The sequence below is a fragment of the Streptomyces lancefieldiae genome (assembly GCF_031845825.1).
GTDB lineage: Bacteria > Actinomycetota > Actinomycetes > Streptomycetales > Streptomycetaceae > Streptomyces > Streptomyces lancefieldiae.
In genome coordinates this window covers 1-380 of the sequence record NZ_JAVRFH010000418.1, presented here as the reverse complement: position 1 = coordinate 380, position 380 = coordinate 1, and the positions used below count along the sequence as shown (strand labels likewise).

The window sequence follows — 380 nt, the reverse complement described above, 5'->3', positions numbered from 1 at the left end:
GAGCTTGGTTGCGCCCCATCTCGATTGCCTCGGCGGTACCGAGCCAGAACAGGTCGTCCTCGCCGGAGCGCAGCAGCGTGCGGGCGTTCGATCCGTCGTCGGTCAGCTCCAGCCCACGCACCACCGCGACGGGGATCGCGGTGAGCTTGCCCTTCACCAGATCGGCTGCCGCAGCGATCTCGTCGGCCACCGCCACCTCGGTGACCAGAAGTTCGTTACCGTGCCGGTCGCGTGCGCCGGCGTATCCGTGCAGGACGGTGAGCCCGGACGCACCGATCGCGAAATCGGCTTGGCCGTTGCGCCAGGCGCGGCCCATGGTGTCGGTGATCACGACGGCGAGGTTGATGCCGAGTCGCTCACGCAGGCGTTCGCGCAGGACC

1 protein-coding gene is annotated in these 380 nt (G+C 68.9%); it reads right to left on the bottom strand.

Annotation, left to right across the window (positions count from 1 at the left end):
* Positions 1–331, bottom strand: a 331-nt coding sequence (locus RM812_RS42790) for a coenzyme F420-0:L-glutamate ligase (protein ID WP_311586526.1), incomplete at its 3' end; no start/stop codon positions are given.
* Between the last annotated feature and the right edge of the window lie 49 nt (positions 332–380).